Genomic DNA, 22,075 nt, shown 5'->3' with positions numbered 1-22,075 from the left:
GCGCAGCGCCCCGGTGGGGCTGGGAAGCTCGGCGCCGCTGAGTGCGGCCTTGGTGAGGTGATCCACCAGCAGTCGCTGCTCGGCGGACAGTGCCCGGATGCGTTCGCCGTCCATCTCGGCGTGGGCGGTGCGCAGCCGGCCGGACAGGTCGCCCAACCGGTCGCGGGCCGAGGGGTCGGTGTGCACCAGCTGGTTGACCACCCAGGCGGCGGTGGTCGGCTTTCGCGCCGCGGCCAGCGCCTGCGCAGCGTCGGCGTCACCACGTTCCTTGGCGTCGGCGACCAGTTCGGCGCGCAGCGCGGTGAACTGGTCGGGCCGGGCCTGGTACAGCGCAGTCAGGGCCGGGTCTGCTGAGTCCGGAGTGGCCATGTGCTCCATCATCACCGCTGAACCGGCCTACCCTGGCAACCGATGACCCTGGATTTCACCAAGCTGAAGCTGCGCCAGCGCGACGGCGTCACCTGCGGGCCCAGCGCTGCGATCGTCGCCGCCGCGATGCTGGATCCGCAGTACGCCGCGCATCTGGAGGAGTCGGGGTGGTTCGAAGCCGAGCAGGCGGCACTGCACCGGCAACTGAACTCCGTGTGGCCCCGCGCGCTGGGCACCACCCCCTGGGGGATGGTGCAGGCACTCAACGCCCGGAGCACCCGCCGATATCACTGGCGGCCGGCGCGCAGTTCCGGTGGCCAACTCGAAGACATCGCGGCGCAGGTGCGGCAGGGCTTCCCGGTGCCCATGCTGCTGGGGAAGGGGATTCCGCGGCACTGGGTGCTGTTGATCGGATTCCACGAACACCGATTCCGGATCTACGACCCCGGCCGCGGTGACGTGCTGCTGGCCACCCCCGCCGAGCTGCGCGGCGGGCTGGGGTTCCCCCAGGTGTTCGGCTTTGTGATGCCCGCACCCGGAGGCGGCGGCTAGAGCAGCGAGGCGGCGACGGCGTCGAAGGCGGCGATGGCGGGGAACAGCTTGGTGGCGTCCTGCGGCAGTGGCCAGCTGGAGAGCTTGGCGGCCACCATGTTGGCCGCCCGGTTGACGTAGATCATCTGACCGTGGATGCCCAGACACAGCGCCACGTTGTCGCCCGGATAGGGGAACCAGACCTGGTTGCGGTACATCCCGCCGGGCATCCGGTTGTCGTCCGGGCTCGCGGCGAACGCTTCCCGGGAATCGGGGCCACCGGCAAGGGTGTCCGCCACCCACGCCGGGGGCAGCACCTGGGTACCGGTCAGCGAGACTCCGCCGGTCAACAGCAGCGACCCGAACCGCGCCAGATCGCTCAGACAGGCATTGATACCGCCGTCGAACATGCCGGTGCCCACCGAGTCGACCCCGATGGTGGCGTCGGCCTGCGCGCCGAGATGCGACCACACCAGCGCGGACATCAGCTCCGGCATGCGTTGACCGCTCGCGGCCTCGCACACCCAGCCCAGGATGTCGGTTTCGGCGGAGCGGTAGTGGAACGGGCCGCCGTGCGGTGCCTCCTGACGCAGGGTCAGGAGATAGTCGTACATCGTGGTGGGCAGACCGACAACAGTGCGTGGCGCCCAGCCGATCGCCTGCTCGAGCAGGCGCACCTCGGCCATCGGGTTCAGATACTCTTCGGAAAACGCTATGCCAGAACGCATGTCGAGTAGATTGCGGACCGTCGCGCCGGCGTAGCCCGAGCTCGCCAGGGCCGGCACGTATGCGGTGACCAGCGCGTCGACGTCGACGGCTCCGGAGCCGGAGAGCGCGCCGACAACACTGGCGACCAGCGTCTTGCTCACCGACATCAGCAGGTGCTGGGTACCGGAGGTCATCCCGCCGTAGTACTCCTCGGCCAGTACCCGACCGTCGCGAACCACGATCCAGCCGTCGGTGGCGGTGGTCGCCATCACCTCGCCGACGCTGGTCTGCCTACCGTTGGTGGCGTCGAAGAAGGTGATCTCGGCCAGTGGGGCCGGGGCGGGAGGCAGTTCTGCCACCGGCCCGGTGCCGCGGGAGATCGTCGCCACCGGTAGGAAGTCGGCGATGTGCTGGAAGGTCCAATGTAGCTGCGGTGCAGACTGCCAGTTGTCGAGCGTAAGCCCGGACGGCACACGGCCTGGGTCACCGCCGATCAATGTGCCTCCTGTAGTCGAACTGGTCCCGACCCTAACCGACCGGTGCCCTCACTTGACTGCGGGAGGGGTGGATGCGGGCTCGGTGATAGGGGTACCCGCAAATCCGTTTCTGATCGAGTCGATCAGGTGGCGGGCCCGGATGGTCAGGGCGGTGCCCGACGGTGAGCTGCCCGAGGATTCGGTCTGGAGCCGGCCTTTGGTGACCAGCACCCCAAGATCGGCGCCCTTCCACCGGTAATCGCCGACGCCGTAGATCCGCAGGAAAAATGCCTCTGACTCGTTCTGCAGCTGATGCCAGTCCAGCGCGGCCCGCCGGAACACCAGGGCGCCGCTGGCATCGAGGGCGTACTGGCCGGTGCTCGGTGTGGCGGTCAGCCGCTGCACGACGTCGTCGGTCTCTTTCAAGATCATCTGGCTCCAGACGTCCTCGGATGCCAGTTCCTCCCAGCGTTCGTTGATCTCGTCGACATCCAGGTCGAAGTCGACACCCATGAACTCCAGGATGTGGAACAGGAACAGCGGTACGTCGGCGTACGCACCCGCGGTGACGTTGGTGATCGAGGATGCGCCGCTGATCCGTGGGTTGAGTTCACCCAGATACACCTCCCCGGTGTCGGTGTCGACGAGGACATCTACCTCGAAGAACCCGCGGTAACCCTCCTTGGCCAGCCGGTCGCCCAGTCGTCGTACCAGTTGTCTTGCAGTGTTGCGACTTTCGCCGGTCAGCACCTCGGGGAACATCTCGTTGCCGCACCAGCCACCCCGCGCCGGCGTCAGTTTCGGATATCCGATCAGCTCCGACATGAACGGGCCGACGATGGTGCCGCACCGGGTGAGTACCGCTTCGACGGCCACCGGGCGGTTGTTGATCCGGCGCATGACCTTGAGGTCCTCGCCGACGATATCGTCGGCGTGCTTGCGCCAGTCGACTTCCGAGGAGATGAAGAACGTGGTCTTGCCGGAATCGCCGTACGGGGTCTGCACCACGAGTTCGTCGCCGAGACCGGCCTTTTCGGCGACCTCCTGCAGACCCGCCCAATCGTCGACCCGGGTCAGGACGTTCGGCACGCTGGGGGCGCCCGCCTCGTTGCCCAGCCTGGTGGTGACGATCTTGGAGTCGAGGTGTTGACGCAGGCTTGCCGGGGGCAGGATCAGGTCATAGCCCAGTTCGCGGCAGATGTCCTCGGTCTCGGTGTCGAAGAACACCATTGCGATCTTCGGGCGCACGCCACGCGGGGTGTCGCCGTCGATGAATGCCCGGACCTCGGGGTTGGTCAGCAGCCAGTTGTTGATCTCCTCGCCGCTCTCGAATTCCTTGTACGGCTTGTGTGCCGGCGTGAAGACCCGGGGGTGTGCGCCGTCCCAGGCGTCGTAGTAGGTGATGTAGGTGAAGTTGCGCACCCAGCGGTCGAGGCCCAGCAGATTGAACGGTGTCGCTCCGATGAAGTAGATCGGTACATCATTGGTCCGAAAGAAATGCCGCACTTCGGAGATGTTCTTCAGTCGCCTTCGGGGAGTGCCGGATCCGGGGGCGAAGACGGCATCGGTGCCGACGCTGATTTCCTGCGGGACGGGTTTGTCGGCAGGAGGTTTGGTTCCGGTCTTCACTCCGGGGGTGCGGGCGGTGGCGCGACTGGTTCGGACCGGGCGATCGCTCATCTGGCATCTGACTCCTGCGTCTGCCTGTGGGACAGCGACAGTCTCCCTCGAAAACGCCGGATCCGCTGTGGAACTGGTGAGTTCAGTCGTGTCGGCGGGTGTCGGGGGAGCCGCTGCTCAGCAGGGCCGCGCAGGCGGCCACCGCGGTGTCGGCGATGGCCCGGATGTCTTCGCCATCCTCCATGGTGTGGGCTGTCAGCTCACGGAGGCCACCGAGCAGGATCACGGCCACGGGTGTGGTCACCGGAGGAAAGCCGGAACGCCGGAAGCCGGGGTTGCCGGTCAGGATCATCAGCATGTCGGTCAGCCGCTGCATACCGCGACGCTGGACGGGGCGGGCGCGATCGCCGAGCGCCGGGAACTCGCGGATCCAGGTCAGCCAGATCGCCGGCCGGGAGGCGACGGTGTCGACATACGAGGCGATGGCCTGTTCCACCTGGGTGTGCCAGTGGGCGTCGGGGTCCACCGCGGCCTGGATCTCGGTGATCATCCGGGCGTTGTCGATGTCGAGCAGCTCGAGCAGGCAGTCGTCCTTGTTGCCGAACTGGTCGTAGAAGGTGCGTTTGGAGGTTCGAGCGTGCCGGACGATATCGGCGACCGTTGTCTCGCGGTAACCGCGCTCCTCGATCGAGGCGGCCAGGCCGTCGAGCAGTCGCGACCGGAACGGCGCACCGGATCGCCCACCGCCGGCGGTGGGCGATCCGGTGACATCCAGTGCAACCACGAGGGGCATTCTCCCGCATCGGGGGCCGGAACGGGGGTCCGTACCCTTGCCATCGCTGGTACCCGGGAGTACCGTAGCCTGAAACACTCGGTACGACGCAGTACCGCGATGATCGAGGGGGTTCGATCTCCAATGACCGTGCACACAAATCGTGATGTCGAGCCTGCCGGCGGTGCCGTCGCGGCGATGCGGGTGCCGCCGACGGGACGCGCCCCGAAGTTCCTCCAGGGCCTCGGGTACGCATTTCTGCGCAGGCGGACCATCAGCTATATGACGGACCGGCACGGCAGCGCGTTCACGCTGCGTGTCCCGGTGTTCGGCAACATGGTGGTGGTCACCGATCCGGCGCTGGCCAAGCAGGTCTTCACGGCCAGCACCGATGACCTGGGCAACATCCAGCCGAACCTGAGCCGCCTTTTCGGTCCCGGGTCCGTCTTCGCCCTCGAAGGAGCCGAGCACCGCAGGCGCCGCAAGATCCTCACGCCGCCGTTCCACGGCAAGGCGATGAAGAACTACGAGGCGATCGTCGAAGAGGAGGTGCTGCGCGAGTCGCAGGGCTGGCCTGACGGCGAGGAGTTCGAAACCCTCGAGCCGATGATGCGCCTGACGCTCAACATCATCCTGCGGGCGATCTTCGGTGCCGGTGGGGTGCAGCTCGAGGCGCTCCGCCGGATCCTTCCGCCCTGGGTGACGCTGGGCTCGAAGCTGGCGGTATTGCCCACCCCCACAAGTGATCTCGGTTCCTGGACGCCCTGGGGGCGACTCGATTCCTACCGCCGTCAGTACAACGCGGTGGTGGGTGAGCTGATCGAGCAGGCCCGTCTGGACCCGGCGTTCGACCAGCGCACCGACGTATTGGCGCTGCTGTTGCGCAGTACGTACGAGGACGGTTCCCCCATGTCGCGCAGCGAGATCGCCGACGAGCTGCTCACTTTGCTTGCCGCCGGTCACGAGACCACGGCGTCGACGCTGGCCTGGAGCTTCGAACGGATCTCGAGGCATCCGGCGGTGCTGGCGGAACTGGTCGCCGAAGCGGCCGGTGACGGTAACGAGTACCGGCAGGCGGTGATCCTGGAAGTACAACGCAACCGCACCGTCATCGACTTCGCCGGGCGCCGTGTCCTGGCGCCGGTGTTCGAGCTCGGGCAGTGGCGTATCCCGCAGGGTTATTCGGTCAGCGTGGCAATCGGTCAGGTGCACGGGCACGCGGCGGATTTCCCGGATCCAGAGCGGTTCGACCCGTCCCGTTTCCTGGGTGCGCGCCCCAACACCTTCGCCTGGGTGCCCTATGGCGGCGGCACTCGCCGCTGTGTGGGTGCGGCGTTTGCCAATATGGAAATGGACGTGGTGCTGCGAACCGTGCTGCGCCGGTTTGTCATCGAGACCACCACCGCTCCAGCTGAGAAATGGCATTCCCGCGGTGTCGCATTCACTCCCAAACGTGGTGGCCGGGTGCGGATGCGCCGCATCTAGGGCGAGCCGCTTGCGGTATCACGGCCGTGACGGGAATGCTTGGCGCGCAACCATGCTCAATGCCAGCGACATTCCGACCAGGAGTGCTGCCACCCACGGCAGCCACGCTGGTCCGACGGTGGGTAGCAGCGCGGCTCCGATCGCGGCGCCGCCGGCGATTCCGGCGTTGGCTGTCGAGTTGACCCACGCCCCGGCGAGTTCCGGTGACACCGCATGGGTGCGGACCGAGCACGCCTGGTAGATCAGCGGAACTCCGCCGAATGCGCCGTTTACCACCGCCGCGGCCATCACGATGGTGATCAGGGTCGGGTAGCCGGCTCCGAAGACGGCCAGTGCGATGACGACGCCGCCGAGCGCGACCGCGGCGGTCCGGCGCGGGTTTCGGTCCACCCCTCGGCCGGCAAACCAGAGTCCGACGAGCCCACAGGCGCCGCACATCAGCAGAATCGGGCCGATCGCCGCCGGCGGCGCCCCGGCGTCGCGCAACAGCACGCTGATGAAGGTGTAGAGGGTGAACTGCCCCAGGTAGGTCAGTGTGTTCCCCGCTGCGACGGCCGCGAGGTCTCGCCGTCTTCCCGGGGGTGCGTCCTGGTGCCGTGGGCTTTCCGCGTCGACACCGGGGAGCAGGCGCTTGACCAGCAGCAGTGTGGCCACGGCCAGCGCCGCGAGCAGTCCGAAGGATGCCCGCCAGCCCACTGCGGTACCCAATGAGGTCGAAAGTGGCACGCCGAGAACAAAACCCGCGGACGCACCCCCGGTGGCGATGGACAGGGCCCGGCCCACCTGGGTGCGATCGATCAATCGGGGCACGTAACCGATGCACAGTGAGAAGAACAGCGCGTGGGCCAGCCCGCCGATCACCCGGCCGGTCGCGACCATCGCGACGGTCGGCGCCAGTGCCACCACGGTATTGCTGACCGCGTACCCGGCGAGCGTGGCCAGCAGCAGCGGCTTGCGGGGGAACCGCGCGGTGGCCAGCGTCAACGGCACGGCCAACACCGCGACCATCAGGGCGTAGAGACTCACCAGCAGCCCGGTGGTGGAATCCGCCGCGCCGAGGCTGTCACCGATCGCGGGCAGCAACCCGATCGGGAGCATCTCCGTGGTGACGGCCAGGCATGACGCCAGTGCCAATGCCAGCAGTGCGGGCAGTTGGCGGCGCACACTCTGCGGAGAGTGCAGCCGGGGCGGGCAGGTCGTCACCCCGCCGAATATACTCAGAAGCTGAGTTTATTCAACCGGCTATTCGATTTCAGTAGGGTGTGGCCCGATGACCCAGGAGCAACGGCCCGCCACCCAGCTGCGCTGGTACAGCGCCACCCAGCTGTTGGCCCTGGTGCGTGCCGAACCCGGGATCACCCGCGCCGCCGCGGCGGCCCGGCTGGGCATCGGAAGTGGCGGTGCCACCGAACTCCTGGCCCGACTGCGGCGGGAACACCTCCTCGACGAGCTCCCGGCGCCCGCCCAGGGCCGTGGCCGGCCCACCACGGTCCTGGTGCCCCACCGGCACGGCCCGCTGGTCCTTGCCGCTGAGGTGACTGCCGCCGACTGGCGGTTGGCCACGGCGGGCCTCGACGGCCGGCCCACGGTCATCGACCGTGGTGCCCACACCGGCAAAGAGTTGCCGCGACTGCTGGCAGAGCTGGGCTCGGCGATCACGGCCGCCTACCGGCGCGACGGTGACCGGATCGGCGCCATCTCGGTGTCGGTGGCCGGTACTGTCAGCGATTCGCGGCTGGTCCAGTTCAGTACGCGCGGCTGGAAAGACGTCGACCTCGCGGCGCTCACCGAGGCACTACCGGCGGACGTGGCGCTGTTGATCGGCAACGACGCCACCTTGTCGGGCCTGGCCGAGACCCGCACCGGTGCGGCCCGATCGGCGGGTACGGCGCTGCATCTCATCGTTGCCGTCGGCATCGGAGGAACGCTGGTGGTCGACGGGGTTCCGGTAGCCGGGGCCCACGGCGCCGCAGGCGAGTACGGCCACATACCCTTTGGTGATCCGCGCCTGGTCTGCCCGTGCGGGGCGCGTGCCTGCTGGGACCTGACCGTCGACGGCCGGGCGTTGGCCCGGCACCTCGGTGATGCCGAACCCGATGATCCCGTCGGCTATGCCCACGCAGTGCTCGACGGCGAGCGCACTGCCGCATCCAAAGGGGCGGTCGAAGCGGTGGCCACCGCATTGGGCGCCGGCATCGGCGGGCTGGTCAATCTCCACGACCCCGATGTCGTCACCCTCGGCGGGCTGGCGGTCGGTCTGCGGGGCGCCGCTCCCGAGTCCTTCGGGCGGGCCTATCTGGAGGGTCTGATGGACTACCGGAAGTCGGCCGCACCGCCGGTGCGCGATGGGGTGTTGGGGGCCGACGCGCCCCTCCATGGCGCCATCCTGCAGGGGCTCGATCACGTCTGCAGCGAGGCGGCGCTGGCGGAGTGGGCGCGCCGGTCGTGAATCCCTAGGCGCGCTGAGTGGCCCGCTTCGGCAGTTTCCAGCCGGGCCGCGGGAAGTGGCAGGTGTAGCCGTTCGGATAGTGCTGCAGATAGTCCTGGTGCTCCGGCTCTGCATCCCAGAAGTCGCCGGCGGGGGTCACTTCGGTGACCACCTTGCCCGGCCACAACCCGGAGGCGTCCACATCGGCGATGGTGTCCTCCGCGACACGCTTCTGCTCGTCGTCGAGGTAGAAGATCGCCGAACGGTAGCTGCTACCCACATCGTTGCCCTGGCGATCCCGGGTGCTCGGATCATGGATCTGGAAGAAGAATTCCAGCAGGGCACGGAAATCGGTCTGACTCGGGTCGTACTGGATCTCGATCGCCTCGGCGTGGCCGGGATGATTGCGGTAGGTCGGATGGTCGTTTCGGCCACCGGTGTAACCGACGCGGGTCGCCACCACACCGGGCTGCTTGCGAATCAGGTCCTGCATGCCCCAGAAGCAGCCGCCTGCCAGGATCGCGGTCTGAGTCGTCACGCCTGTACCTCCTTCGAGAAAAGTCGCTTGTAGTCGCCGTAACCCTGTGCCTCGAGGTCGTCGAGGTTGATGAACTTCAGCGAAGCCGAGTTGATGCAGTAACGCAACCCGCCCCGATCTCTGGGCCCGTCATCGAAGACATGGCCGAGGTGGCTGTCACCGTTTGCCGAGCGAACCTCGGTGCGGACCATGAAGAGGCTGCGATCACGCTTTTCGACCACGTGCTCCGGCTCGATCGGCCGGGTGAAACTGGGCCAGCCGCTGCCACTCTCGAATTTGTCCACCGAAGCGAACAACGGCTCACCCGAGACCACGTCGACGTAGATGCCGGGCTCATGGTTGTCCCAGTACTCCCCGGTGAACGGCCGTTCGGTGCCGTTCTCCTGAGTGACGTGGTACTGCTCCGGAGACAGGGCGTCGACTGCCGCCGGATTCTTGTTGTATGTGCGTGCCATGGGGTCCTTCCTGACTGTGCATTCCAATAACCTCGAGTTCTGTTGGGTTAATCCCCAACTGGGGTGATGAACTCTCGACAAACGCATCTAGAACGTGTTCTAGTTCAGTCTGTGAATGCTCCTACTTCCCTGTTTACCCGCGACGAGCTCTCCGATGCATTCGCGACGTTCGAGCAGACCGTCGATCGTGCGGCTCGAACCCAGGACTGGGACGCCTGGGTGGCGCACTACACCGATGACGTCACCTACGTCGAGCACGCGGCGGGCACCATGCACGGCCGCGACGAGGTCCGCACGTGGATCTGGAAGACGATGACGGTGTTTCCCGGCAGCTACATGACCTCGTTCCCGTCATTGTGGACGGTGTTCGACGAGCCGACCGGCCGGGTCATCTGCGAGCTCGACAACCCGATGCGCGACCCGGGCGACGGCACCGTCATCAGCGCCACGAACATCTCGATCGTCACCTATGCCGGGGACGGGAAATGGCGGCGTCAGGAGGACATCTACAACCCGCTGCGCTTTGTGCAGGCGAGCCTCAAGTGGTGCCGTAAAGCCAAAGAGCTGGGCACGCTGGACGACGAAGCGGCGGCGTGGTTCGAGAAGTATGGGTCAGCCCGGTCGACGAGCCCGAGGGACGAGGGGGAGAGAGGGCCGGGCGCGGCAAGGCAGGCTGCCCGGTGAGCGCTCCCAAGCTGGTGATCGGCGCCAACGGATTCCTCGGTTCCCACGTCACCCGGCAGCTGGTCGCAGCGGGTGAGGACGTGCGGGTCATGGTGCGGGCCGGCGCGAACACCGTCAGCATCGATGATCTCGAGGTCACCCGTTTTGTCGGGGACATCTTCGATCTGGACACCGTGAGCGCGGCGATGGACGGCTGTGACGAGGTCTACTACTGCGTTGTCGACACCCGTGCCTGGCTGCGTGACCCGGCGCCGCTGTTCCGCACCAATGTCGAAGGGTTGCGCGGAGTCCTCGACATTGCGGTGGCGCAACCGGCGCTGCACAAGTTCGTGTTCACCAGCAGCTACTCGACGGTGGGCCGCAAGCGTGGTCGGGTGGCCACCGAGGATCATCAGATCGACCGCCGTGGCCTCACCGCCTATGTGCGCTCCCGGGTGCAGGCCGAGGACCTGGTGCTGTCCTACGCCCGGGACCGTGGTCTGCCCGCCGTCGCGATGTGTGTGGCGAGCACCTACGGCCATGGGGATTACGGCATGACACCCCACGGGGCGCTGATCGCAGGCACCGTGTTCGGGAAGATGCCGTTTGTGCTGGGCGGCATCTCGCTGGAAGCCGTTGGTATCGAAGATGCCGCAGGCGCGCTCCTGAAGGCGGCCGAGCACGGCAGGCCCGGCGAGCGGTATCTGATCTCCGAGCGGATGATCACCAATGCCGAGGTGGTGCGGATCGCCGCCGAGGAAGCCGGTGTCGCCCCACCGAAACGTACGGTTCCGGTCCCGGTGCTCTACGCGATGGGTGCCGTCGGCACGGTGAAGGCCCGGCTGCGCGGCGCTGACGAACGGCTGACGCTGGAGTCCGTTCGGCTGATGCGGGCAGAGGCCGATGTCGATTGTTCGAAGGCGCGGCGCGAGCTGCACTGGCAACCGCGGCCGGTGGCGGAGTCGGTTCGGGAGGCCGCCCGGTTCTGGATGGGCATGCGGGCGGCGCGCACGTCGCGCAAGGGCGGCAGTTCTGGCTGACGTCCGGCGCTGGTGCGGCGCGGGTAGTCAGCGTTCGGCGTGGTCCTTGAGTCGTTGCAGGGTGAGCCTGATGTGCTCGCCGTTGGCCGTGGCCCGATCACGTACCCCGGTGGCGATTCCGGCGATACCGCGGAACCAGCCTGGCCTGCGGTCCCAGGCGCTTTCGGAGACCCGGCAGCCGCCGTCGGCGGGGGAGATCTCGTAGCGCCAGTGGGCCACCGGGATCACCAGGCTGCGTACGTCGAAGGCAAACGCCTGCCCGGGCTCCGCGTCGGTGACGGTGCAGGTGGTGGTCCAGGAGCGGGCGCCGTTGCGGTTGTCGCCGGAGAACACCGCACCCGGCCGGGCGCTGTCCCCCTTCTGCCAGTGCATGGCGGTGGTCTCGGCCGTCAGGGTTGCCATCACGTCGAGGTCGGTGATCAGGGCGTACACCGCTCCCGGGTCCGCTGCGATGAACACTTCAGCCGTCGCTGACGGGGGATGCGATGTGGTCATGGGCGAATGGTAATCCGGCGGTCGGCAGCCGGGGTTAGGCTGGGATGGTTCCCTAGGAGGTAGCGACATGGGTCAGCGCAAAGTCTTGCAGCCCAGCGCGGATCACCCGATCACCGTCGAGCCCACGGCCGGCCGCGTCACAGTTCGGATCAACGGCGAGGTGGTCGCCGACACTCGTGCGGCGCTGACGCTGCAGGAATCGAATTATCCAGCGGTGCAATATATTCCGGCAACGGATGTGGTGCAGCATGCGCTGACGTGCACAACCACCACCACCTACTGTCCGTACAAGGGCGACGCCACCTACTACAGCGTCACCTCCGGTGAGACCACCGTCGACGACGCGCTCTGGACCTACGAACGGCCGTACCCGGCCGTTGCCGCGATCGCCGGACATGTGGCGTTCTACCCGGACAAGGCGCAGGTCACTGTCACCGAGGACTGATCTCGAGTCGATCGAGCGCACCGTCACCTTCGACGGTCCGCACAGTGTGGGAGCTACGCTGGCGCCGCTGCGCCGCGGGCCCGGTGACCCCACCTTTCAGGTGGCCGCCGACGGGGTGATCTGGCGTACCAGCCTGCTGCCCACCGGGGCCGTGACCGCCCGGATTCAGCGCGCCGGTCGCGCCGCGGTACACGTCCAGGTCTGGGGTGACGGGGCCGCCGAGTTCACCGACGGCCTGCCGGGTTACCTGGGCGTCGACGATGACCGCAGCGGATTTGCACCCACCCATCCCACCGTTGTTGCGGCCTGGCGGTCCGCGCCGCACCTGCGCCTGGGTCGCACCGGGCAGGTGTTGGAAGCCCTGATTCCAGCGGTCCTGGAACAGCGGGTGCCGGGAGCGGACGCGTTCCGGGCCTGGCGGCTCCTGGTCACCAAATACGGGACCGTCGCGCCCGGGCCGGCGCCACCACGCATGCGGGTGTTTCCGGCCGCGCAGGTGTGGCGGCGCATCCCGTCCTGGGAGTTTCATCGAGCCAATGTCGACCCCGGCCGGGCTCGGACCGTGGTGCAGTGTGCGGCCCGGGCGGCGGCATTGCAGCGGCTGGTGCAACGCCCGGCCGTGGAGGCGCGGGAGGCGCTGAGATCACTTCCCGGAGTGGGGATCTGGACGGCAGCCGAGACCGCGCAACGAGCCTTCGGTGACGCCGACGCATTGTCGGTGGGTGACTACCATGTCTCGAAGATGATCGGCTGGACGCTGCTCGGGCACCCGATCGGCGACGACGAGATGGTCGAGCTGCTGGAGCCGATGCGTCCACACCGGCACCGGTTGGTGCGGGTGCTCTACGAGAGTGGGCTGGCCCGCGAACCGCGGCGCGGTCCGCGGTTGCCGGTGCAGGACATTCGGGTGCTGTAGCGCGACCGGGCCGATTAGGTATCGATGACGTGGGTACACCACCCCCGATCGTCAATTACCCCTAGGCAAAGGAGTGACTGTGCCTACATTCACCATTCCCGGCGTGACGGACAAGCAGGCCCGCGAGATCACCGATCTGCTGCAGAAGCAGCTCAGCACGTACAACGACCTACACCTGACGCTCAAGCATGTGCACTGGAATGTGGTCGGACCCAACTTCATCGGCGTTCACGAGATGATCGACCCGCAGGTAGAGCTGGTCCGCGGGTACGCCGACGAGGCGGCCGAGCGGATCGCCGCGCTGGGTGTCTCGCCGCAAGGCACCCCCGGTGCCATCATCAAGGACCGTACCTGGGACGACTATTCCGTCGGCCGCGACAAGGTGCTCGCTCACCTGGCGGCTCTGGACCTGGTGTACACCGGCGTCATCGAAGACACCCGCAAGGCCATCGACAAGCTCGACGACCTGGATCTGGTGTCGCAGGACATGTTGATCGGCCATTCCGCCGAGCTGGAGAAGTTTCAGTGGTTTGTCCGCGCGCATCTGGAGAACGCGGGCGGCGAACTCGCCAATGCCGGTGCGACAACCGAGAAATCAGCAGCCAAGAAGGCCCGCAAGTAGCCTTTTGTAGGGTTGCCAGGGCGTGATGGTGTTGCCCTGCCGGGCGGCCCGCTCGGCGGCCACGCTCTCCCGATTGAGACGCTGCGCCTGGCAGATCGACACCGACGAGCAGGTCAGCAGCAGGTAGCAGCCAGCACCGCGCCACCCAGCGGGGCCCCGAAGATCGAACCGATACCGCTGCCGATACCCAGCGACACCGCCAGGCGGCCGTGGTTGTCGGACAGATCCAGCCACCGGGTCAGCAGTGAGCCGAATCCCGCCGAGATCTGGGCGGTGGGGCCCTCCCGGCCCCCGGACCCGCCGGAGCCGGGGTTGCCACCGTCACCGGCGGTCGTCGGCACCTCGTAGCCGCCGAGATGGCCGAGCAGGAATTCGGTGGAGTACTTCAGCGCAAGTTGGAAGACAACGCGCCGAGTCCGGCGATGGCGCCGGTCGCGATCCCGAGGATCAACCAGTTACGCAGGGAGCCCGAGTTGCGGACGGCTGCGCCGAGCCAGCCGCCCGACCTTGTTCGGATCTGACGGAAGGTCGGGGTCCGGCATGGTCGCCCACCTTACTTGCTGATGGTGTGCTCCACGGAGCCGATGTCGTCGAGTTCCAGACGCAGAGTGTCCCCGGGCCGCAACCAGTTGCCGGTTTCCATCCCCGATCCACCCGCCAGTGTGCCGAGGCCGATGACCTCGCCGGCGAGTAGCTGTTCATCTCGGGACGCGTGCGCCAACACCTCGCCGACCGACCACTGCAACCCGGAACCGTCGACGGTGCTGACGGTCCGGCCGTTGATGATGACGGCGCCGGACAGGCTTTCCAGACGGGGCAGCACCTCGTCGGCCGTCACGGCGGTCTCCGACATGGAACTGAGGAAGTGCTTCGATTTCTGTGGCCCGAGACCGCTGGCCATCTCGCTGCGTTGGATATCGCGGGCGCTGAAATCGTTGAGCAGGACAAACGCGCCGATCGCCGCAGTCGCCTCGGTGGGGGTGGCGTTGTACAGCGCGGAGTTCAGCACGAAGCCGATCTCCAGTTCGAAGTCCAGGCCCCTGGTGTAGCCGGGAAACGCCACGGGAGTGCGGGTCGGCACGATCGTCATGGCGTTCGACATGTGGTAGATCGGCTGTTGATAGAACAGCTTCTTCGGCTGGAACAGCGGAAATGTTCGGCGCGTGAGTTTTTCGTACGCCGAGGTGATCCGGGACTGGCCTGGGTAGAAGCGTTTCAGCAGGCCGCGGGCGGCGGCGATGTTGTGCTGCTTGCAGAGCAGGAAGTCACGGAAAGACAGGGGGGTGAACGGCAGCAGCGCATCTGAGCTCTTCAGGTGGCGTGCTGCGGTGGCGAGTTCGAACTCGGCGCTGAACGGGGACGGCGCCAGCGGTGAGGGTGTGGTGAGGGTCTGCCACTGCCCGCCGTCGAGCCACTGGGTCTGCAGCGTGTCCGCGGTGCGAATCCTGCGCAACTTCATGGTGTACCACTGTGCCAGTAGGGCGGTGGTGGCGGCGGAATCGCCGATCGGCAGCCGGCCGAGACTTCGTTATGCTCGAGGCTTCCTGGCCACAATCAACTGTTGAGGGAGTGATGAGGCGCTTGTCCGCCAAATCTCGAAGACCCGTCCCACCCCGGACCGACGCCCCGACTAGAGGCAGGCCGGAGGTGGGGAAGTGTTGACAGCGTTGATCAGCATTGTGATCGGGATAGCGGTGGTGCTGTTCATCACCCTGTTCACCGGCTACTTCGTGGCTCAGGAATTTGCCTACATGGCGGTGGACCGGTCCCGCTTGAAGGCGCGCGCCCAACAAGGTGATGCGGCCGCTGCGCGGGCGCTGACCGTCACCAGTCGCACCTCGTTCATGCTCTCGGGTGCGCAGCTGGGTATCACCGTCACCGGCCTGCTGGTCGGTTATGTCGCTGAACCTCTCATCGGACAGGGCATCGGTACCCTACTCGGGGAAGTGAACGTGCCCTCAGGGGTGGGGATCGCCGTCGGCGCCGTCATCGCGATCGTGTTCTCCACCCTGATCCAGATGCTCTTCGGTGAACTGTTCCCGAAGAACCTGGCCATCGCCCGACCCGAACCGGTCGCCCGGGCCCTGGCGACCTCGACGACCTGGTATCTACGGCTGTTCGGCTGGCTGATCTGGTTGTTCGACCAGAGTTCCAACCTGTTGCTGCGAGTCTTGCGGATCGAACCCGTACACGATGTCGAGCACTCGGCGACCGCGCGCGACCTCGAGTACATCGTGGCCGAGTCCCGCGATGCCGGCGACCTCCCGCGGGAGCTGTCCACTCTGCTGGACCGCACGCTGGATTTCCCGAGCCGTACCGCCGAACACGCCATGATCCCGCGATCGCGGGTCGACGTCATCGGTGTCGCCGAACCTGTCACCGATGTGCTCACCCGGATGGCCCGGGGCCACACGCGGTACCCGGTGGTGGGCGATGACACCGATGATCTTCGCGGCGTGTTGCATCTGCACGACCTCCTGGACCCCGAGCAACGCACGGGCGACGCCGGATCACGTTGCCGCCCACCGGTGGTGGTACCGACCACGATGCATCTGCCCGCCGTGCTGCGGGCGCTCAAGGCTGCTGGCGAAGAGATGGCGCTGGTCATCGACGAGTACGGCGGCTTCGCCGGTGCGCTCACCATCGAGGACCTGGCCGAAGAGCTGGTCGGTGAGATCGACGACGAGCATGACCCCGGCTCGGGTGGGGTGGTGTTCCCGGAGGCCGACGGCTGGCTGGTCCCCGGTGATCTTCCGCTGGATGAAGCCGAACGGTTGCTGGACCGGGAGCTTCCCGAGGGTGACTACGAGACGGTGGCCGGGCTGCTCATCGATGCTTTTGGCGGCCTGCCGCCGGTCGGTCAGCGAGTGGTCGTTCCCTTGGAACCGGAGGCCGAGGACCTGGTCGCCGACGAACCCGAGCCGCCCGACCTGTTGAACATGGAGGTGCGGTCGATCGAAAAGCATGTTCCCGCATCGGTATTCGTGGCAATTCGGCCGCAGCAGCTGGAGTCGGTCCGATGAACGATCCCGTCGTCCTGATTGTGGTCACCGTTGGACTGATCGCGGCCAGCGCGTTTTTTGTCGCGGTCGAGTTCGCCCTGATCGCCGCCCGCAAGCACCGGTTGGAGGAAACGGCGGCGAGCTCGCGGTCGGCCCGGGCCGCGCTGCGCAGCACCACTGAGTTGTCGGTGCTGCTGGCCGGATCGCAGCTCGGTATCACGGTGTGCACCTTGGCATTGGGCGCTGTCACCAAGCCCGCGGTGCGCTACTGGCTGACACCGATCTTCAGTTCCTGGGGGGCACCGGCCCTGGCGGCCGACGTGGCCGGATTCGTGTTGGCCTTGGTGATCGTCACGTTCCTGCATCTGGTGGTCGGCGAGATGGCGCCCAAGTCGTGGGCCATCGCGCACCCGGAGCGGTCGGCGATCATGCTGGCATTGCCCATGCGCGCCTTCATCACGGTGACCCGGCCGCTGCTGACCGCACTCAACCGCGCTGCCAACTGGTGCCTGCGCCGGGTGGGGGTCACGCCGGTCGACGAGCTGGCCAGCGGGCAGGACCCGGAAACGCTGCGACAACTGGTCGAGCACTCGGCGACCGTCGGCTCCCTCGACGAGGGGTACCGCGACAACCTGGTCAGTGCGCTGGAGTTGGAGCGGCTCACGCTCGACGACATCGTGGCGCCGAACTCCACACCCAGCGGTGTCGACGCCGCTGCCGATCCCGACCGGATCCAGGCGGAATCGCAAGCCACCGGCCACCTTCGACTGTTGGTGCGCGACGAGAAGGCGGTTCTCGGGGTGGTCCACGTCCGCGACAGCCTGCAGGCTGCCACGGGTGTGACGGCGGCCGATCTGATGCGTCCCGCGCTGATGCTGGATCGGCGTAAACCGGTCTATGCGGCCTTGCACACGATGCGCGAGACGCGTAACCACCTGGCGATCGTGACCGACAGCCAGTCGGGTCTGGTCGGGTTGATCACCCTGACCGATGTGCTGGACCGGTTGATGCTGACCGGTGAGGACGTGGACTGATCGGTTCAGGCGTCGAGATCTTGCTGGACCAGCGCGGCTATCTCGTTGACCGTCGCCTCATCCTCTGAGGCGACGGTCACCTGAGCGCCGTTGCCCGCGCCCAGGGTCATGATCATCAGGGCCGAGCCGGCGTCGACGGGCTCGCCGCCGTCGGCCGACAGGGTTACCGGGATGCCGGCTTTGACGACGGCCTCGGAGATGATGGCAGCCGGGCGGGCGTGCAGTCCGATGGCGGAACCGACGATGACGGTCTTGGTGTGCATGATTCTCCTGAGGTGATCAGCGCCGAGATCGGCGGTGTCGTGGGTTTGGACGGTATTGCGCGGTTTCGCCGGATGGAATCAGGCGGGGACTGGGGCGGCTTCGTCGGACTTGGTGCCGATGAACTGTTTGGCGGCCACCACGGTGGCGGCAGCGACGACGGTGCCGATGGCCAGCGCGACCAGGAACCACAGCAGGTTACCGATCGCGAAGAACACGAAGATCCCGCCGTGAGGTGCCCGCAGTGTCACCCCGAATGCCATGATCAGCGCACCGGTGATGGCGCCGCCGGCCATCATCGAGGGGATCACCCGCAGCGGATCCGCCGCGGCGAACGGGATGGCTCCTTCGGAGATGAACGAAGCGCCCAGTAGCCAGGCGGCGCGGCCGTTTTCGCGTTCCGGCTCGGTGAACAGACCCGGCCGCACCGTCGAGGCCAACGCCATCGCCAGCGGCGGCACCATACCGGCGGCCATCACCGCTGCCATGATCTGAAAGCTGGCTCCGGTGCCGGCGGCCAGCCCGGCGGTGGCGAAGGCGTAGGCCGCCTTGTTGACCGGGCCACCGAGGTCGAAGCACATCATCAGACCGAGGATCACTCCGAGCAGGATCGCCGAGGTGCCCGACAGCCCGGTCAGCCAGTTGGTCAGCCCGGTGGTGACGGCGGCCAGCGGCCGGCCCAGTAGCAGGAACATCAGCAGGCCAACCGCCAGTGATGCGCCCAGCGGGATGACCACCACCGGCATCAACCCGCGGGCCCATTGCGGAACGGCGATCCGGCTGATCCACAGTGCCGCGAACCCGGCGATCAGGCCGCCGACGATGCCGCCGATGAAGCCACCGCCGACAAACACCGCTACCGCTCCTGCGGTGAAACCTGGTGCGATCCCGGGCCGGTCGGCGATCGCGAACGCGATGTAGCCGGCCAGCGCCGGTACCAGGAAGCTGAATGCCAGCCCACCCAGGGTGAACAGCACCGCGCCGAGGTACTGCATCAGACCGCCGGGGGGCAGGTCGGTCAGCGAGTTCGACGTCGCGATCAGATGACCCAGCGAGGTCGTTTCCCCGTCCGGGGTGTTGGCGATCTCGTAGCCGGCGAACAGGAAGCCCAGAGCGATCAGCAGACCACCGGCGGCCACAAACGGGATCATGTAGCTCACGCCGGTCAGCAGGATCTGCCGCGTCCGGGTTCCCCAGCCGACGTTCCCGGAGGGTGCCGGTGCGGCGGTGCTGGTGCTGCCTTCCACCCGTGCGGCGTTCGGGTTGTCGGCGGCGGCCAGCGCGTCGGCGATCATCGTGTCCGGCTCGTTGATCGCCCGCTTCACACCGGAGGCGATCACCGGTTTGCCGGCGAACCGCTGGCGGTCCTTGACCCCGACATCGGTGGCGAAGATGACGGCGTCCGCGGCGGCGATGGTGGCCGCCGACATCGGGGTACTCCCCGACGAGCCCTGGGTTTCCACGGTGAAGTCGACGCCGGCGCGCTGCGCGGCGGCGGCCAGCGAGTCGGCTGCCATGTAGGTGTGTGCGATTCCGGTGGGACATGCGGTGATCGCCACGATCGACTTCGACGCCGGCGCCTCAGGTGCTGCCGCTGCGGTGGCCGCAACCTCGGTCGCAGGCGCTGCCGCGGGTTTTGGTGGTGTCGGTTTGACCACGTCCTCGACGAGCGTGACCACCTCCTGCGGTGTGGCGGCGGTGCGCAGCGAGGCGACGAAGTCGGGGCGGACCAGCGCGCGCGCCAGGCTGGAGAGCAGTTTCATGTGCTCGGAGCCGCCCGCGTCGGGTGCGGCGATCAGGAACACCAGGTCGGCGGGGCCGTCGGGAGCGCCGAAGTCCACTGCCGGTGCCAGTCGGGCGAATCCGATGGTGGCGGAGTCGACGTAGGGGGATCTGCAGTGCGGTATGGCGATACCTCCCGGCAGACCTGTCGCCGACTGCTCTTCCCTGGCCATGGCGGCGTCACGAAGGCCGTCGGCGTCGTTGGACCGGCCGGCGGCGGCGAGCCGGCCTGCCAGCAGTTCGATCACCGCTTGTTTGTCCGCACCGGTGCCCGCGTCGATGTCGAGCAGTACCAGGCCGGTTTCGGTGATCGGGGTGGGGGGGTGGCTGGGATCGGTCATATCGGACACCTTCGGGTCGGACGGTCAGAGCTGGCGGGGTACAGACTGGGGTGCGATCGACACGACACGAACTCCGTCGAGGTGCACGTCGGTGGGTGAGGGGAGGGCCGAGCCGGGCAGCCCGGCGGCTGCGGTGCCGTAACCGACGGCCATCTGCAGTCGGTGCGGTGCCTGCGCGCCCGCGACGTCGGCACGTAGGTAACCGGCCAGGGAGGAGTCTCCGGCGCCGACGGTGCTGCGCGGGGTGATCGGCGGCGGCGTTGCCAGCCAGGCGCCGGTGTTGTCGACCAACACCGCGCCGGCGGCACCCAGGGTGGCCAGTACGGCACCGACGCCGCGGTCGATCAAATCGGCGGCGGCACACACGACAGGTCCGGGGTCGCCGTGTGCCACTGCGGATTCGAGGTCGACCGCCGATTTCCCGGTCAGGCTTGCCAGTTCGTCGGCATTCGGTTTGATGAGGTCGGGTGCGGCTCGGTGGAAGGCTGCTGCGAGTGCGAGCAACGGTTCCTCGGAGGTGTCCACGGCGATCCGGCACCGCTGTCCCCGCAGTGCTGCGACGATGTCGGCGTACCAACTGTTCGGCACCCCCGGGGGCAGTGATCCTGACAGCACCACCCAGTCCGCGGTGGCAGCGCGTTCCAGGATCGCCTCCGTGAGCGAGGTCAAGGTCGTCGCGTCCAGGGTGGCTCCGGGTTCATTGAGTTTTGTTGTGGTGCCGTCGTTTTCGGTTATCGCCAGATTGGTGCGTACGGCTCCGGTCGTGGGGACCGTGGCGTAGGGAACCCCGAGCCCGGCCAGGGCGGCGATGAAAGGGTCGTGGTCGGCGGCGGGCAACAGGGCGAGGGCATCGACGCCGGCGAGAGTGAGCGCCCGCGCCACATTGACGCCTTTGCCGCCCGGTTCGCTGGATGCCGATCTGATCCGCTGGACGGCGCCACGGGTCAACGGTGCCGGGAGGGTGACGGTGCGATCCACGCTGGGATTCGCTGTGACAGTGACGATCATGCGATGACCACCTCGACTTCGTGTTCGGTCAGCATGGCTTTGTGGGCGTCGGTGATCTCGTCGTCGGTGATCACGGCGTCGACATCGGTCAGGTGGGCGAAGCTGACGAACTCCTCGAGGCCAAGTTTCGATGAATCAGTCACTACCACAACGTAGTTGGCGCATCGAACCATTGCCCGCTTCACGGCGGCCTCCTCGCTGTCCGGGGTGGACAGGCCGTGGGTGGCGCTGATGCCGTTGGTTCCGATGAACGCGATGTCCACCCGGAGTGTGTCCAGGACGCGCAGCACCTGTTCGCCCACCGCGGCCTGGGTGAGCCCGCGGACCCGTCCGCCGAGGAGATGTAGAGATATCGAGGGCAGTGCCGCGACGCGGGCCGCGATCGGCACTGCGTTGGTGACGACGGTGAGCTCGAGGTCTGCGGGCAGCAACGCTGCCACGCGGGCGGTGGTGGTCCCGGCGTCGAACAGCACCGAGGCGCCGTTCATGGGGAGGAAGTCGACGGCGGTGCGGGCTATCGCGTCCTTGTGGTCGGCGCGGGTGCTCTCCCGTTCGGGAACCCCGGATTCGACGACGTGCAGGGCGCGCGCCGGCACCGCGCCGCCGTGCACCCGGTGCAGGACGCCGGCGCGGTCCAGGGCGGCCAGATCGCGGCGGACGGTCTCGGTGGTCACCGCGTAGGTTTCCGCGAGTTCTGTCACGGAGGCGCGGCCACGCGACATCACAAGTGCGGCGATGGCCTGTTGACGCTCTTCGGGGTACACGACGCTCCAGTGCGTTGAAAGTCTGGTTGTGTGGGAAAAGTGACTTTGAAATGTTGTTATATGTTGTTTTACGCTTGAACGTGTTGACTTGTCAAGGAAAAGTTGTAACCTGCTTCACATGACCAGTTCATCCGTACCCGCGTCACCTGCACAGGTGTCGGCAGTCCTGTCGGGCGTTCCGGTGGTCCCCGGCGTCGCGTACGCACCCGTGATCCGCGCGGGTGAGAAGGTGCCGGTGGACCAGCTCGCGGTGCAGCCCGACGTCGACGAGGCGGCCCGACCGGTCGAGGTCGGCAAGTTCACCGCCGCCGCTACAGCGG

22 protein-coding genes and 3 pseudogenes are annotated in these 22,075 nt (G+C 67.3%); 11 read left to right on the top strand and 14 right to left on the bottom strand.

Annotated elements, in window-relative coordinates:
- Nucleotides 1-369 (bottom strand): annotated as a pseudogene (locus WBB07_RS06010) (hypothetical protein); the annotation flags it as partial.
- Between the two features lie 42 nt (nucleotides 370-411).
- Between WBB07_RS06010 and WBB07_RS06005 the strand changes: the two are divergent.
- A complete protein-coding gene (locus tag WBB07_RS06005) occupies nucleotides 412-921 on the top strand; it encodes a hypothetical protein (RefSeq protein WP_526305715.1) in 510 nt (169 codons plus the stop codon).
- Here the strand turns inward: WBB07_RS06005 and WBB07_RS06000 are convergent.
- From WBB07_RS06000 to WBB07_RS05990, 3 genes are all read right to left on the bottom strand, one after another.
- Nucleotides 918-2,105: a serine hydrolase domain-containing protein gene (locus WBB07_RS06000; RefSeq protein ID WP_526305713.1), complete on the bottom strand. Its 1,188-nt coding sequence runs from the start codon at nucleotides 2,103-2,105 to the stop codon at nucleotides 918-920. The genes WBB07_RS06005 and WBB07_RS06000 overlap by 4 nt on opposite strands.
- A gap of 48 nt (nucleotides 2,106-2,153) precedes the next feature.
- Nucleotides 2,154-3,764 carry a biotin carboxylase gene (locus WBB07_RS05995; RefSeq protein ID WP_526305711.1) on the bottom strand — a complete coding sequence of 537 codons (1,611 nt, stop codon included), beginning with the start codon at nucleotides 3,762-3,764 and terminating at the stop codon, nucleotides 2,154-2,156.
- Nucleotides 3,765-3,846: 82 nt separating this feature from the next.
- Nucleotides 3,847-4,497: a TetR/AcrR family transcriptional regulator gene (locus WBB07_RS05990; protein WP_526305709.1), complete on the bottom strand. Its 651-nt coding sequence runs from the start codon at nucleotides 4,495-4,497 to the stop codon at nucleotides 3,847-3,849.
- Between the two features lie 123 nt (nucleotides 4,498-4,620).
- Here WBB07_RS05990 and WBB07_RS05985 point away from each other — a divergent pair, with 123 nt between their 5' ends.
- Nucleotides 4,621-5,961, top strand: coding sequence for a cytochrome P450 (locus tag WBB07_RS05985; RefSeq protein ID WP_526305707.1), 1,341 nt, complete (start codon nucleotides 4,621-4,623; stop codon nucleotides 5,959-5,961).
- An 18-nt stretch (nucleotides 5,962-5,979) separates the two neighbouring features.
- Here WBB07_RS05985 and WBB07_RS05980 read toward each other — a convergent pair whose 3' ends face one another.
- A complete protein-coding gene (locus WBB07_RS05980; RefSeq protein ID WP_526305705.1) occupies nucleotides 5,980-7,164 on the bottom strand; it encodes an MFS transporter in 1,185 nt (394 codons plus the stop codon).
- A gap of 67 nt (nucleotides 7,165-7,231) precedes the next feature.
- Between WBB07_RS05980 and WBB07_RS05975 the strand changes: the two genes are divergently transcribed.
- On the top strand, nucleotides 7,232-8,410 hold the full coding sequence (locus WBB07_RS05975; RefSeq protein WP_526305703.1) for an ROK family transcriptional regulator: 1,179 nt from the start codon (nucleotides 7,232-7,234) through the stop codon (nucleotides 8,408-8,410).
- 4 nt (nucleotides 8,411-8,414) lie between these two features.
- Here the strand turns inward: WBB07_RS05975 and msrA are convergent, their stop codons facing one another.
- A complete protein-coding gene (msrA, locus tag WBB07_RS05970) occupies nucleotides 8,415-8,927 on the bottom strand; it encodes a peptide-methionine (S)-S-oxide reductase MsrA (RefSeq protein WP_526305701.1) in 513 nt (170 codons plus the stop codon).
- The gene (msrB, locus tag WBB07_RS05965) at nucleotides 8,924-9,382 is read right to left on the bottom strand and encodes a peptide-methionine (R)-S-oxide reductase MsrB (protein ID WP_526305699.1); all 459 of its coding nucleotides are present in this window, start codon (nucleotides 9,380-9,382) and stop codon (nucleotides 8,924-8,926) included. The genes msrA and msrB overlap by 4 nt, the downstream gene beginning before the upstream one ends.
- Before the next feature lie 111 nt (nucleotides 9,383-9,493).
- On the opposite strand from msrB, the gene WBB07_RS05960 reads away from it, so the two are divergent.
- Nucleotides 9,494-10,066, top strand: coding sequence for a nuclear transport factor 2 family protein (locus WBB07_RS05960; RefSeq protein WP_526305697.1), 573 nt, complete (start codon nucleotides 9,494-9,496; stop codon nucleotides 10,064-10,066).
- Nucleotides 10,063-11,085 carry an NAD-dependent epimerase/dehydratase family protein gene (locus WBB07_RS05955; protein WP_526305695.1) on the top strand — a complete coding sequence of 341 codons (1,023 nt, stop codon included), beginning with the start codon at nucleotides 10,063-10,065 and terminating at the stop codon, nucleotides 11,083-11,085. The genes WBB07_RS05960 and WBB07_RS05955 overlap by 4 nt, the downstream gene beginning before the upstream one ends.
- Nucleotides 11,086-11,112: 27 nt before the next feature.
- On the opposite strand, the gene WBB07_RS05950 is transcribed toward WBB07_RS05955, so the two are convergent.
- On the bottom strand, nucleotides 11,113-11,580 hold the full coding sequence (locus WBB07_RS05950) for an SRPBCC family protein (protein ID WP_526305693.1): 468 nt from the start codon (nucleotides 11,578-11,580) through the stop codon (nucleotides 11,113-11,115).
- 67 nt (nucleotides 11,581-11,647) lie between these two features.
- Between WBB07_RS05950 and WBB07_RS05945 the strand changes: the two genes are divergently transcribed.
- The 3 genes from WBB07_RS05945 (at nucleotide 11,648) to WBB07_RS05935 (ending at nucleotide 13,563) form a co-directional block, all read left to right on the top strand.
- Entirely contained in the window at nucleotides 11,648-12,025 is a 378-nt protein-coding gene (locus tag WBB07_RS05945; RefSeq protein ID WP_526305691.1) for a DUF427 domain-containing protein, read from the top strand.
- A complete protein-coding gene (locus WBB07_RS05940; protein ID WP_526305689.1) occupies nucleotides 11,976-12,941 on the top strand; it encodes a DNA-3-methyladenine glycosylase family protein in 966 nt (321 codons plus the stop codon). Before WBB07_RS05945 ends, WBB07_RS05940 begins: the two co-directional genes overlap by 50 nt.
- A gap of 79 nt (nucleotides 12,942-13,020) precedes the next feature.
- Nucleotides 13,021-13,563 (top strand): Dps family protein, encoded by a 543-nt coding sequence (locus tag WBB07_RS05935; RefSeq protein ID WP_526305687.1) that lies wholly within the window; start codon nucleotides 13,021-13,023, stop codon nucleotides 13,561-13,563.
- Nucleotides 13,564-13,685: 122 nt separating this feature from the next.
- On the opposite strand, the pseudogene WBB07_RS05930 reads toward WBB07_RS05935, so the two are convergent.
- Both WBB07_RS05930 and WBB07_RS05925 read right to left on the bottom strand, forming a co-directional pair.
- Nucleotides 13,686-14,080: pseudogene (locus WBB07_RS05930) on the bottom strand (chloride channel protein); the annotation flags it as partial.
- A 36-nt stretch (nucleotides 14,081-14,116) separates the two neighbouring features.
- On the bottom strand, nucleotides 14,117-15,022 hold the full coding sequence (locus WBB07_RS05925; protein ID WP_526305686.1) for a fumarylacetoacetate hydrolase family protein: 906 nt from the start codon (nucleotides 15,020-15,022) through the stop codon (nucleotides 14,117-14,119).
- Nucleotides 15,023-15,221: 199 nt separating this feature from the next.
- Between WBB07_RS05925 and WBB07_RS05920 the strand changes: the two genes are divergently transcribed.
- On the top strand, nucleotides 15,222-16,586 hold the full coding sequence (locus WBB07_RS05920) for a CNNM domain-containing protein (RefSeq protein ID WP_526305717.1): 1,365 nt from the start codon (nucleotides 15,222-15,224) through the stop codon (nucleotides 16,584-16,586).
- Nucleotides 16,583-17,599, top strand: coding sequence for a CNNM domain-containing protein (locus WBB07_RS05915; protein WP_526305684.1), 1,017 nt, complete (start codon nucleotides 16,583-16,585; stop codon nucleotides 17,597-17,599). The genes WBB07_RS05920 and WBB07_RS05915 overlap by 4 nt, the downstream gene beginning before the upstream one ends.
- Before the next feature lie 5 nt (nucleotides 17,600-17,604).
- Here the strand turns inward: WBB07_RS05915 and WBB07_RS05910 are convergent, their stop codons facing one another.
- The 4 genes from WBB07_RS05910 to WBB07_RS05895 all read right to left on the bottom strand — a co-directional run bounded on the left by WBB07_RS05910 (nucleotide 17,605) and on the right by WBB07_RS05895 (nucleotide 21,755).
- Complete coding sequence (locus WBB07_RS05910; RefSeq protein WP_526305682.1) at nucleotides 17,605-17,862, bottom strand: HPr family phosphocarrier protein; 258 nt, start codon at nucleotides 17,860-17,862, stop codon at nucleotides 17,605-17,607.
- Nucleotides 17,863-17,940: 78 nt separating this feature from the next.
- The gene (locus WBB07_RS05905) at nucleotides 17,941-19,983 is read right to left on the bottom strand and encodes a PTS fructose transporter subunit IIABC (protein WP_526305680.1); all 2,043 of its coding nucleotides are present in this window, start codon (nucleotides 19,981-19,983) and stop codon (nucleotides 17,941-17,943) included.
- 24 nt (nucleotides 19,984-20,007) lie between these two features.
- Nucleotides 20,008-20,991: a 1-phosphofructokinase family hexose kinase gene (locus tag WBB07_RS05900; RefSeq protein ID WP_526305678.1), complete on the bottom strand. Its 984-nt coding sequence runs from the start codon at nucleotides 20,989-20,991 to the stop codon at nucleotides 20,008-20,010.
- Nucleotides 20,988-21,755, bottom strand: a complete 768-nt coding sequence (locus tag WBB07_RS05895; RefSeq protein WP_526305676.1) for a DeoR/GlpR family DNA-binding transcription regulator — start codon at nucleotides 21,753-21,755, stop codon at nucleotides 20,988-20,990. The genes WBB07_RS05900 and WBB07_RS05895 overlap by 4 nt, the downstream gene beginning before the upstream one ends.
- 118 nt (nucleotides 21,756-21,873) lie before the next feature.
- On the opposite strand from WBB07_RS05895, the pseudogene WBB07_RS05890 reads away from it, so the two are divergent.
- Nucleotides 21,874-22,075 (top strand): annotated as a pseudogene (locus WBB07_RS05890) (phosphoenolpyruvate--protein phosphotransferase); the annotation flags it as partial.

This window comes from Mycobacterium sp., from assembly GCF_049647605.1.
Classification (GTDB): Bacteria; Actinomycetota; Actinomycetes; order Mycobacteriales; family Mycobacteriaceae; genus Mycobacterium.
Note: the sequence above shows the minus strand (reverse complement) of the source record. Positions and strands in the feature narration are given on the sequence as shown.

Bases quoted from the DNA above. Each gene is read 5' to 3' on its own strand.
- WBB07_RS05905 (WP_526305680.1), bottom strand. From the start codon at position 19,983: ATGACCGATCCCAGCCACCCCCCCACCCCGATCACCGAAACCGGCCTG.
- WBB07_RS05995 (WP_526305711.1), bottom strand. From the start codon at position 3,764: ATGAGCGATCGCCCGGTCCGAACCAGTCGCGCCACCGCCCGCACCCCC.
- WBB07_RS05915 (WP_526305684.1), top strand. From the start codon at position 16,583: ATGAACGATCCCGTCGTCCTGATTGTGGTCACCGTTGGACTGATCGCG.
- WBB07_RS06005 (WP_526305715.1), top strand. From the start codon at position 412: ATGACCCTGGATTTCACCAAGCTGAAGCTGCGCCAGCGCGACGGCGTC.
- WBB07_RS05910 (WP_526305682.1), bottom strand. From the start codon at position 17,862: ATGCACACCAAGACCGTCATCGTCGGTTCCGCCATCGGACTGCACGCC.
- msrB (WP_526305699.1), bottom strand. From the start codon at position 9,382: ATGGCACGCACATACAACAAGAATCCGGCGGCAGTCGACGCCCTGTCT.
- WBB07_RS05900 (WP_526305678.1), bottom strand. From the start codon at position 20,991: ATGATCGTCACTGTCACAGCGAATCCCAGCGTGGATCGCACCGTCACC.
- WBB07_RS05945 (WP_526305691.1), top strand. From the start codon at position 11,648: ATGGGTCAGCGCAAAGTCTTGCAGCCCAGCGCGGATCACCCGATCACC.
- WBB07_RS05990 (WP_526305709.1), bottom strand. From the start codon at position 4,497: ATGCCCCTCGTGGTTGCACTGGATGTCACCGGATCGCCCACCGCCGGC.
- WBB07_RS05985 (WP_526305707.1), top strand. From the start codon at position 4,621: ATGACCGTGCACACAAATCGTGATGTCGAGCCTGCCGGCGGTGCCGTC.
- WBB07_RS05950 (WP_526305693.1), bottom strand. From the start codon at position 11,580: ATGACCACATCGCATCCCCCGTCAGCGACGGCTGAAGTGTTCATCGCA.
- WBB07_RS05975 (WP_526305703.1), top strand. From the start codon at position 7,232: ATGACCCAGGAGCAACGGCCCGCCACCCAGCTGCGCTGGTACAGCGCC.
- WBB07_RS05925 (WP_526305686.1), bottom strand. From the start codon at position 15,022: ATGAAGTTGCGCAGGATTCGCACCGCGGACACGCTGCAGACCCAGTGG.
- WBB07_RS05940 (WP_526305689.1), top strand. From the start codon at position 11,976: ATGTGGCGTTCTACCCGGACAAGGCGCAGGTCACTGTCACCGAGGACT.